This is a genomic window from Methanosphaera cuniculi (assembly GCF_003149675.1).
Taxonomy (GTDB): Archaea; Methanobacteriota; Methanobacteria; order Methanobacteriales; family Methanobacteriaceae; genus Methanosphaera; species Methanosphaera cuniculi.
This window is the reverse complement of record NZ_LWMS01000002.1, coordinates 38,883-49,914: the sequence shown is the minus strand read 5'-3', so window position 1 is coordinate 49,914 and position 11,032 is coordinate 38,883. Positions and strand designations below refer to the sequence as shown.

General features: G+C 28.0%; 9 protein-coding genes and 6 tRNA genes. 11 read left to right on the top strand and 4 right to left on the bottom strand.

Annotated elements, in window-relative coordinates; genetic code table 11:
- Positions 1–140: 140 nt before the first annotated feature.
- The 9 genes from MSCUN_RS00500 (at position 141) to MSCUN_RS00460 (ending at position 4,934) form a co-directional block, all read left to right on the top strand.
- A complete protein-coding gene (locus tag MSCUN_RS00500) occupies positions 141–1,151 on the top strand; it encodes a radical SAM protein (RefSeq protein ID WP_095609391.1) in 1,011 nt (336 codons plus the stop codon).
- A 199-nt stretch (positions 1,152–1,350) separates the two neighbouring features.
- Positions 1,351–1,423 (top strand) — tRNA-Asn (locus tag MSCUN_RS00495).
- Positions 1,424–1,435: 12 nt separating this feature from the next.
- A tRNA-Ile gene (locus MSCUN_RS00490) sits at positions 1,436–1,509 on the top strand.
- A 35-nt stretch (positions 1,510–1,544) separates the two neighbouring features.
- Positions 1,545–1,619, top strand: a tRNA-Glu gene (locus tag MSCUN_RS00485).
- Between the two features lie 141 nt (positions 1,620–1,760).
- Positions 1,761–1,844: transfer RNA gene (locus MSCUN_RS00480), tRNA-Leu, on the top strand.
- Positions 1,845–1,882: 38 nt separating this feature from the next.
- Positions 1,883–1,957, top strand: a tRNA-His gene (locus MSCUN_RS00475).
- A gap of 70 nt (positions 1,958–2,027) precedes the next feature.
- Positions 2,028–2,102, top strand: a tRNA-Glu gene (locus MSCUN_RS00470).
- Between the two features lie 566 nt (positions 2,103–2,668).
- Positions 2,669–3,232, top strand: a complete 564-nt coding sequence (locus MSCUN_RS00465; protein ID WP_095609390.1) for a helix-turn-helix domain-containing protein — start codon at positions 2,669–2,671, stop codon at positions 3,230–3,232.
- 4 nt (positions 3,233–3,236) lie between these two features.
- The gene (locus MSCUN_RS00460; protein ID WP_095609389.1) at positions 3,237–4,934 is read left to right on the top strand and encodes an AMP-binding protein; all 1,698 of its coding nucleotides are present in this window, start codon (positions 3,237–3,239) and stop codon (positions 4,932–4,934) included.
- Positions 4,935–4,997: 63 nt separating this feature from the next.
- Here MSCUN_RS00460 and MSCUN_RS00455 read toward each other — a convergent pair whose 3' ends face one another.
- The 4 genes from MSCUN_RS00455 to MSCUN_RS00440 all read right to left on the bottom strand — a co-directional run bounded on the left by MSCUN_RS00455 (position 4,998) and on the right by MSCUN_RS00440 (position 9,291).
- Positions 4,998–5,363, bottom strand: coding sequence for an exodeoxyribonuclease VII large subunit (locus MSCUN_RS00455; protein WP_095609388.1), 366 nt, complete (start codon positions 5,361–5,363; stop codon positions 4,998–5,000).
- A gap of 98 nt (positions 5,364–5,461) precedes the next feature.
- On the bottom strand, positions 5,462–7,138 hold the full coding sequence (locus MSCUN_RS00450; RefSeq protein WP_095609387.1) for an ATP-dependent DNA ligase: 1,677 nt from the start codon (positions 7,136–7,138) through the stop codon (positions 5,462–5,464).
- Positions 7,139–7,182: 44 nt separating this feature from the next.
- Positions 7,183–8,397 (bottom strand): hypothetical protein, encoded by a 1,215-nt coding sequence (locus MSCUN_RS00445; RefSeq protein ID WP_095609386.1) that lies wholly within the window; start codon positions 8,395–8,397, stop codon positions 7,183–7,185.
- A 138-nt stretch (positions 8,398–8,535) separates the two neighbouring features.
- Positions 8,536–9,291, bottom strand: coding sequence for a class I SAM-dependent methyltransferase (locus MSCUN_RS00440; RefSeq protein ID WP_095609385.1), 756 nt, complete (start codon positions 9,289–9,291; stop codon positions 8,536–8,538).
- A gap of 717 nt (positions 9,292–10,008) precedes the next feature.
- Between MSCUN_RS00440 and MSCUN_RS00435 the strand changes: the two genes are divergently transcribed.
- Together MSCUN_RS00435 and MSCUN_RS00430 are read left to right on the top strand one after the other, a co-directional pair.
- Positions 10,009–10,317, top strand: a complete 309-nt coding sequence (locus MSCUN_RS00435) for a hypothetical protein (RefSeq protein ID WP_095609384.1) — start codon at positions 10,009–10,011, stop codon at positions 10,315–10,317.
- A gap of 228 nt (positions 10,318–10,545) precedes the next feature.
- The gene (locus MSCUN_RS00430; protein WP_095609383.1) at positions 10,546–10,965 is read left to right on the top strand and encodes a zinc ribbon domain-containing protein; all 420 of its coding nucleotides are present in this window, start codon (positions 10,546–10,548) and stop codon (positions 10,963–10,965) included.
- Positions 10,966–11,032 lie beyond the last annotated feature (67 nt).

Sequence of the window (11,032 nt, the reverse complement as noted above, 5' to 3'; positions counted from 1 at the left end):
ATAATATATATAATATATAATTTTGATTTAATTTAAATTTTTATCATATTTTTTTTATTTATCATTATATGAGAAAAAACATAGATATAATAATTATATAATAAAACTTTTTATTTTTATTTTGGGAGAGATTATAGATAATGGATGTTATAGAAAAAGTAAGAAATAAAAAAGTACTAGAACTACTTGATGAATCAGATAAAATAACTCGTAAATATCATGGACGTGATGTAACATTAGAACGTGCAATATTTCTTTCATGGTATTGTGAAAAAGGTGATTGTAAATTCTGTTATATGTCATCACAAAAAGATCGGATAGATGAACCTGAAAAGGCACGACGTCATGTAAAAGGAATATATGCAGAAGCAGAACTCACCAAACGTATGGGATGGAATATAGAGTTCTTATCTGGAGGTTATGGTATATATTCAACTGATGAAATACGTGAAATATCTGAAACCATCTATGATATAACAGATAATCCTGTATGGCTTAATATTGGAATAACAGATGAACTAGACCAGTATGGTGATGAAATAGTTGGTATAACAGGTGCTGTTGAAACAGCAAATCCTAAGTTTCATGATGAAGTATGTCCAAGTAAATCAATGGATGATATAAAAAATATGCTTATAACTGCAGGTGAACTTGGATTTAAAAAAGCAATAACAATCATTATAGGACTTGGTGAGGAAATTGATCATCTAAATGATTTATTTGATTTAATTGAAGAACTTGATATTGATCGTATAATATTTTATTCATTAAATCCTCATCCTGATACTGATTATTGTCTTACACCACAACCTGCTTCATTGTATTATGCAAGTATTGTAGCAGCTGTACGAATTCGTTTCCCAGAAATTGAAATAATAACAGGAACATGGACAGATAATCTAGCAAATATTGGAGTACTACTTAAAGCAGGTAGTAATGGATTAACTAAATTCCCATTATTTAAAATGTATGGAAATAGGTATGGAAGACGAGTAGAAGAAGAAGTTTACTGGGCAGATCGTGATCTTAAAGGTAGTTTTTCTGATATGTCACGTCTTGAGGGTGATAATTTCCTAAGACCAGAACTTGAACCTTTTATTCAAAGGTATATTGATATGTGTTATGATAATGTTAAGATTAAAAAAATATAATAAATTAATATTATCTTTATTTTTTTATCATTTTTTTATGTTTGATTTGTATAAAATCAAAATGTTTATATACTAGAAAAACAAACATTATATTGTACTACATAAAGCGTTAAAACTTATTCTAAAATATAATGCTATGTAGGAAACTTTATATATGATTAGTAATATATAGAGTATTGTAAGATAAAAGTTATGTTGTGCCGTCGTGGCTCAGTAGGTAGAGCGTTCGGCTGTTAACCGATTGGTCACAGGTTCAAGTCCTGTCGACGGCGCTTTTTAAATATGGGCCTATAGCTTAGCCAGGTAGAGCGCCCGGCTCATAACCGGGCGGCCATGGGTTCGAACCCCATTGGGCCCATTTCATATAACTATTATGATTATCTTATAAATTATGCTCCGATAGTGTAGTCCGGCCAATCATTTCGGCCTTTCGAGCCGAAGACTCGGGTTCGAATCCCGGTCGGAGCATTTTCTAGAACTTTTTACTATAATAATTAATTTTAGTTTCTAGATTCTTTAATATTTAAACGATACATTCCTTATGTAAAGTATTGGTTTGGTATTTTATATCAAAGGGGATGCCCGTTTGTAATAAAACTTATTTAATATGCGGGGGTGCCCGAGCTGGCCAAAGGGGACAGGCTTAGGACCTGTTGGCGTAGGCCTCCCAGGGTTCGAATCCCTGCTCCCGCACTTTATACAACTAATGAATGTATAGAACTTATATTAATGCCTGGGTAGGATAGTGGTTATTCTTCGGGACTGTGGATCCCGTGACTCGGGTTCGATTCTCGGCCCAGGCCCCATTTTAAAAAAAGTAAAAATAATGTTTTACTTTTCTTTATGTGACTATTAATTAAAGTTTTTCTTTAATATGCTCCGATAGTGTAGTCCGGCCAATCATTTCGGCCTTTCGAGCCGAAGACTCGGGTTCGAATCCCGGTCGGAGCATTCATAATTTATACTTTTTTTAGAGAATTATTATTACTTTTTATTAAAATTATTAATTTTTTTTTTGTATTAATTTTATTTAGATTTTTAAATTTAATATAATTTGAAATATTCTTGTTTTATTGTTATTTTTAGGCGTTTTTTTATTAAAAGTTACTTGTTTTAAAATTACTCTTTTTTTATTGTTTTTTATGATAATTTATATATAGTTATAAAAATAATAATTAAAAATTACAAAAGATCAAAAAATCTTAATAATTTTTTATATTAAATTTGATTTTTTAACTAAAATCTTTTGTATGTTTAGATATGTAAAAAAAAGATAAATGAACATATATTTTTAGGATCATTTTTTTTTTACTTGAAATCTTTTTTATATTAAAAAAATTTAGTATTTTTATATCATGTTTAATAAATAATTATATAGATAATAAAAAAAAGAACATTTTTTTTATACAAAATTCGAGAGAATAAAAAAAAACACATTTATAATTTCAAATAATTTAATCATTTTATTAAAAAAAAGTGTAAACAATTAAACAAAAAAAAGGGGAGAAATAAAGATTATGCCAACAATTCAACAAGAAATTGCAAGCCGTGTAAAAGACATGAGAGAAGTATGTGAAATGAGCGTACAACAACTAGCAGACAAATTAGACGTAGACACAGAAACATACACCAAATATGAATCAGGAGAAATAGACATACCAGCAAGTATACTATATGAAATATCACTAATATTTGATGTAGATACAAGTCTACTATTAACTGGTGAAGATACACGTATGCACACATTTACAGTAACCAGAAAAGATAAAGGAGTACGAGTAGATAGACGTGAAGCATATGACTATGAAAACTTAGCATCAAACTTTATGCATAAAACAATGGAACCATTCATTGTAACTGTAATGCCACGTAATGACAACTACATACCAGAACCAAACTACCATAAAGGATTTGAATTTGTATACATACTTGAAGGAACACTAAGAATCTACATAAAAGACAATGTAATAGACTTAAATGAGGGAGATTCAATATACTTTGATTCAACACATAAACACTCTATGGTAGCAGTAGGAGATAAAAAAGCTAAATTCCTAGATGTATTAAATGTAAAAGGGTGAATAAATGACAACATTAATAGATAAATACGTAAATCAAAAAGAATTTGACTCATATGAAGACTTCTATGAAAACCTAGAAATAGAAGTTCCAGAAAACTTCAACTTTGCATATGACATAGTAGATGAATATGCAAAAATAGATCCGGATAAAATAGCACTCAAATGGTGTGATGAAAACGAAGAAAAAACATTTACATTTGCTGATATGAAAAGATTAAGTGATAAAGCAGCAAACTTCTTCACATCACTAGGAATTAAAAAAGGAGACCGAGTACTACTAGCACTAAAAAGTCAGTATGACTTTTGGTATTCAATTGTAGCATTACATAAAATTAAAGCAATAGCAATACCAGCAACACACATGCTAAAACATGAAGATATCAAATACAGAATAGAACATGCTAAAATTAACACAGTAATTACAATACGAGATGAAGGAGTACCAGAACGATATGATGAAGTAGAAGAACAACTAGATTCCATAAAACTTAACAAAATAACAGCAGGAAACACAAAAAAAGAAGGATGGTATGATTTAAGAAGTGAAGTTGAAAAAGCATCTGAAGACTTCACAAGACCTGTATATGATGATGATAGTGTAGATGATATATCAGTACTCTTCTTCTCATCAGGATCAACAGGACAACCAAAAATGATAAAACACAGCTTCGGCTATCCACTAGCACACATTGTAACATCAAACTACTGGCATCAAGTAGTAGAAGATGGACTTCATTATACAATAGCAGATACAGGATGGGGAAAAGCATTATGGGGTGAAATATATGGATCATGGATTTGTGGATCAGGAATATACATATACAACTATGATCGTTTCCACCCATATGATGTACTATCTCGAGCACTTAAACATAAAATAACAACACTATGTTGTCCACCAACAATGTATCGTTTATTCATCAAAGATGGAGGACTAGAAGAGTTAGATTACTCATCATTACAACATGTAACAACAGCAGGAGAACCATTAAATGATGAAGTATACTATAAATTTAAAGACTTAACAGGACTAGAAATACGAGAATCATTTGGACAAACAGAAACTGTAGCAACCATAGCAAACTTCCCATGGATAGATCTTAAACTTGGATCAATGGGAAAACCAGCACCACTATTTAACATAAAAATCATAAACAAAGATGGAAAAGAAGCTGATATTGGAGAAGAAGGTGAAATTGTAATAGATATATCTAATGGATATCCACTAGGACTCTTTAAAGGATACTATAATAATCCAATTAAAACACAAGAAGCAATTAATGAAGGAATCTATCATACAGGAGATTTAGCATGGATTGATGAAGATGGATATTACTGGTATAAAGGACGAATAGATGATGTAATTAAAAGTTCAGGATATAAAATAGGACCATTTGAAGTAGAAAGTGCTCTACTATCACATGATGCAGTAGTTGATTGTGCAGTAACAGGAATTCCAGATCCTGTACGTAGACAAATTGTAAAAGCAACTATAGTACTAAATAAAGAATACACACCATCAGATGAACTAACACGTGATATACAAAATCATGTAAAAAATGTAACAGCTCCATATAAATATCCAAGAGCAATAGAATATGTAGATGAACTTCCAAAAACTATCAGTGGAAAAATAATGAGAAAAAAAATCAGATTAGATGATGAGAAAAAAATACAAGAAGAATCACAAAAAGATGAATAAAGTAGTATTCCTACTCTTCACCCTCTTTCTTTTAGAATTAGTTTTTTATTTTATATAATTTTTTTATGAGTTTATCTTGATATTTGTCATATCTTCTAGGATTATTTCAGGTTGTCCTTTATATTGTGCTACTTTGCCTGTTATTGTTACTTTTGTATTTTGATTTAGGTTTTTAATGTTAGCATCATTGAATATTACTACATTTATTGTTGATGTATTATCTGCTATTTTTAGTATTGTTGTTTTTGTTTTTGTTTTTGTGATTGATATTATGTGTCCTGTTATTTGTACTTGTTCATCTATGTGTGAGTTATCTATTTGTTTTATTTTAAGTTCATTTGGCATTACCATACCAGATGTTAGTATTAGTCCTATTATTCCAATTATTGTTGTTATTGTTGCTATTTTAAATATTTTCTGATCTTGCATAATGAGTTATTAATACTATTTATTTTATTTTGTATTACTTATTTATTTTTATCAAAAAAAAGGTTGAAAAAGTTATGGAGGTTAATAAGTAAAGGTGTTTATTCTTTTGTTGCTATTTGCATGATTTGTTTTAGTTTATCTGTTGTATCTACTTCATCAAGACGTAAATCATCACGTACTGATTTTATTGCTGGAAATCTTAGTGAGTATCCTGTTTCATATTCACTACTTTCTACAATTTCACTAAATGCTACTTCAAGTATTACTTCTGGTTTTATTTTTACATTTAATTCATCTTGTTGTATTACGAGTTTTTCCATGCGTTTTGTGAGTGATTCAAGCATTTCATCATCCATTCCAGTTGCTGCATGTACAAGTGTTTTATATGTCTGTGTTTCTGGATCATATAATGATAGTTGGTATGAGCCGAAGAACTTTGCTCGTTTTCCTTTACCATAGGTTGCACCTGTTATTACACAATCTAGTGTTTCACGTACAGGCTTATATTTTAGCATATTTTTTCCACGTTTACCAGGTGAATATGGACTATCAGCATTCTTTAGCATGATTCCTTCATGATTTGTTTCTATTGACCATTCAAATAGTTTTTCAGCTTCCTGGTATGTTTCAGGATTTACCACACACATTGTACTTAAGTTAACATGATCTGTTGTTGTAATTACTTCTTCAAGTAGTTCACGACGTTCAATAAGTGGTAATTCTGCTATTGGTTTTTCATAATATAATATGTCAAATGTAAAAAGTTTAAGTGGAACTTTATTTCGCATCTTATCTATGTCATGTTTTCTTTTTACACGTTGTAGTATGTGTTGAAATGATATTGGTTTACCATCACGTGTTGCTATTATTTCACCTTCTATAATATAATCTACATCTGGCATTGCAATATCAATATATTCTACTATTTCAGGTAGTGCTTCTGTTACATTTTCAAGACGTCTGGTAAATAGTTTGGTTTCATTGTTTGTATGGTGTATTTGGATTCTTATTCCATCATACTTGGTTTCAGCTATTACATTTCCTAGTTCTTCTATACTATCTTTAATTCCAGGACTTAGTTGTGCTAGCATAGGTTTTATTGGTTTTCCTGGTGTTATGGTAAGTTCTTTTACAAGTTCTTCTGATTGCATTGCACGTCTTGCTACTTCTCCTAAGTCATTTGATAACATGTATGCTCTATCTATTACTTCTTTGTTTATATTGTATGCTTGTGCTATTGCATCAACTAATGTTCCTTCACCTACTCCTATTCTAAGTCTTTCTGTTATTGTTCGTGTTATGTATTTAGCTTCAAGTGAGGAGGCTGATGTATATAATTCTATGATTTGATTTAATTTTTTATTTTGTGATTTGCTTCCTGTAAATTCCTCAGTTCGTTGTAGTGTGGTTATTACTTTTCGTACACTAAGTGGTATTTGGAAGAATGTTTGTTGTTTGTTGTTTGCTACTACATCTTCTGTTAGCTCACCTAGATCTCCTATTTGTGCTAGTTTATCTTCAAGTTTCTTAGTATTTGTTCCTGATAGTTTAGATAGTGCTTTGATTATGAGTTGTGTTGAAATTCCTATTTCTTTTTCACTCCATGGTGGGAATATTTTTCCTTGTAGAAGTAGTGTTACATCATATGTTGCTTCTGGGTCTGTTTGTTGTATTTCACTTAGGAATTCTGCGATTATGTCTTGTTTTTGAAGACGACTCGCTGTTGATCCTATTTTTTCATATACTTCTACAAGTTTCTGGTATTGTAGTGTCATAAATTTATATTCCCCTTCTTAATTGTGTGTTTATTTTATTATTTTTAGTGTAGTATTGCTTTAAATAGTCCTTTTTCATCATCTTTTTTGATTTTAAAGATACGAATTTGTTTATCTTGACATATTTTTTTAATTTCATCAACTTTATCATCAGGGTAGTTTAAGCCGAGATATACAGCTTCTGGTTTCATGAAGTCTACATCAAATTGATTTGGTGTTATGTTATATACTTCTGTTAGTTTTTCATCAATTTTTTCATGGAATTTATCAGAATCTAGGAATGTTGATAGATCTTCTATTAGTTTTTTATGATTATAGTTTAGTTCTCCATCTGTTATTTCTAGGTAGTTTTCAGATAGTATTTCCTGAATTTTATCATCTGTCATTACTTGTGCATATAATGGTTCAAGTAGTGAATCTAGCATCATGTATTCTGTGTTTGTATATTTGTGTGCAAAGAGGTATGCCCATGATTTATCATACTTGGTAACTTCATCATCTACTTTAAACATTGATGCACAAAAGAGGTTGTATACTTTAAAGTCAAGTTCATCACTTTTTACTACGTGTGGTACATATAATACTGGGTATAAGTTTTGTACACGTTGTAGCATTTGAGTTGATACTTCTTTAAAGTCATATGTTACACAGATTCCACTCTGATTTTTTGTGTATTTATCCCATACTTCTTCTTGGTTGTATGGTGTTTCAAATACTGTTTTATATATGTTATCTTGGTATAGTTTCATTGTAAAGTACATATTTACTACACCAAATACTATTTGTTGTGTGATGAATTGATTCATGTATGCTTTCCATTCGTTTTGTTCATCCTCTGTCATGTCTTTTGTATCTTTTGTATATACAAGTGTCATGAGTTTTATGAATGGAAATTCTGCTTTGTTAATTTCATCTTTTTCATCATCTGTTAGAAATTCTGGGTCTTCTTCATGTAGTTTTTTCATTTGTTCTTGCATTAGCATGTTTAGTTGTGTTTTGATTGTTTTTTCATAGTTTATATCGATGATTGATGGGTAGTATTCACATTTTTTGGATTTAATTAGATGTAATTTTCCATCACATATTTTTTCAAAATCTTCCATTGATATATCATCAGAGTAGTATTGTCCTAGTGCTGGTGGGAAGTGTTCAAATTTTATGTTTTCTTCACTTTTTAGTGCTTCTTCATTATCTGATTGTGTTGCATAGGTTTTGAAATATTGTACTTTCCATTCACTGTTTTCATCATTTAGTATCATTTTTTTCTCTATCTCCCATTTATTTGATTGATTTTTTTAGTTTATTATAATTAAATTATTATTTTTTTTATATTTTTTTTCGCGTTTTTATGTTATTAGTTATGTTATGTTTGAATTATTATTTTTTATTCTTAAATTTTATTCTTTTATGGCTTTTATTCTTAGTCTTTCATAGTCAAGATACCAGTTACCTTCATTATATTGTTGTGGTTTTAGTATTTCTACAGTGTTTTGTATGATTTTATCTTTTATATCTTCTGGTATGTTTTTAAATGGTATACTTAAAAACATTTCAAGCCATTGTTTCATTCCATCTTCACCTTCAAATAATGTTGGTCTTTTAAAATTTATTAGATATCTTACTTTAAATCCTGCATTTTCAAGTATTTGTGTATATTCTGATACACTTGGAAAATAGAATGGATTTTCATATGTGAGATTATATTTTTTAAATGAAATGTGTAGTGCTTCATGTATTTGTCTTGTATTATCTGAGCCTCCTAGTTCAAATATGAATTGTCCATCATCTTTTAGGTTATTATATATATTTTGTATCATTTCTTGTTGTTTATCTTGATTTATCCAGTGGAAAACTGCACTTGAAAATATTACATCAACAGGATTTACTTTAAATGTCACTGCATTATCTTGTTTAAATGTTAAATTTGGATGTAGTTTACATGCTTGTTTTATTTGATCTTCTGATTCATCAATTCCTATGGTTTTAAGTCCCATATTTTCTAGTTTTTGTGTGAGTTTTCCATCTCCACATCCTAGATCTATACAGCTCATATGATCATTTTTTATATCTATTAAATCTAGCATGTCTTCTCCATATTTTGTTATTATGTTAAATTTATCTGTGTATTTTTTTGCATTCCATTTCATGTTCATTGTTTAATTAAAGCTCCTTTAGTTTATTTTTTTTAGATGAAATTATATTTTTTTTATAAAAATAGATCTGATTTAGAAAATAATTATTTATTTTTAAAGCTATTGTAAAAACATTATCTTTTTTTTACTAAAAAGATATTATTAAAATATTATGTAAATATAAGTAAACTTTAATATTATACAATTAACTTTAAAAGTTTCTATTAAAACTATTCTTTTTTTATAAATTTTTTATTAAAGAAAACATGAATTTTAAAATAGAATATATAATATAGTTAAATAGTTAAAATTGTATAATATAAATTACATTCAAAAAAAAGATATGAAAACGTATTTTATAAGAACTATAATGAAAAAAAATATAGTGGGATCATTATAATAACAAAAAAAAAGGGAAAAAAATAATTTAATTAAATAAAAATACTCATTGAAAAAAAAATAGTTTAAACTAAAAAATACATAAATGCAGAAAAAAAATAATAATACAAAAAAAATGAATTAAAAAAAAACAATTAATAAATAAGAGGTAAAATATTATATTCTCCCCTCTTTTTTATCCATATTTAAATTAAACCTAGCTACATTTACATTCACCAATATAAAAAAAATAACTCCCATTTTATTTTTTAAACAAATAATGTAGAAAAAATAAAAAATACATTTTCTTATGAAATAAAAATAAAACAAAAAAAAGATTAATATGGAGTTGAAATGACAATGTCAGATGATAAACGTTCATTTACACAAAAACTACGTGATGAAAATGAAATAATAGGAAATGATGATAAAACTACCAATACATCAACAAAAATTAAAGATGACTTAAAAGATACGAAAGATCATATAAAGTCTGACTTCCAAAAAAAAGAAGAAGATATTAAAGCTGATATTAAAAAAGAGGAAGCTAAAAATAAACAAGTAAAAACAGATATTGAAAATCAAAAAATTGATGAAAGCACAAGTTATGTGATAATAGCTGCAATAATAATTATTATAATTATAATCATATTATTATGCTTCTTATAAATAATATAACCAATCAAAAAAAAAATCTGAAAAAATTAAGAAAATATAATATTAAAAAAAAAGAAGATAAATTTTACTAAATCTAAAAAAAAATAACTCCTTTTTTTTATTAAATTTAAAAATTATACACACCCACCCTAAAAAACTAACTTTTATTTATACTAACTAATTTTATACTAAAATCAACATATTATTATATAATTAATTATTAATAAGAGGCGAAAATTAATGAAATGTCCCGAATGTGGTGCAGAAAATAACGATAATTCAGAACGATGTAATGTATGTAATGCAATACTTCCAGCATCTAAGTCTCAAAATCATCAAGAATATAGAGAAATTAAATTTAAAAGTAAATACTTTGCAACAATACTCTCAGCTGTCATAGGATTTTTCTTTATATTTGATGGTGTAGGACAATTATATCTTGGATTTTATAAAAGATTTGGAGTTGAATGTGGAATATCAATTGTATTAAATCTTATATCATATTATGTTGTATTTTTCATAAGTATGACTATTGGAATGATACTTTATATTTTACCATTAATATGGCTTATCTACACAACTTATGATACATATAAATGTGCTGATGCACTTACTACAGGACGATCAATACCACTATTATTTGGTCGTGACATACAATAAAATGAGAATTTATAAAAGTTTTTATAATTTTCAACCTTCTATTACTTTTTTTTATTATTATTTAAAA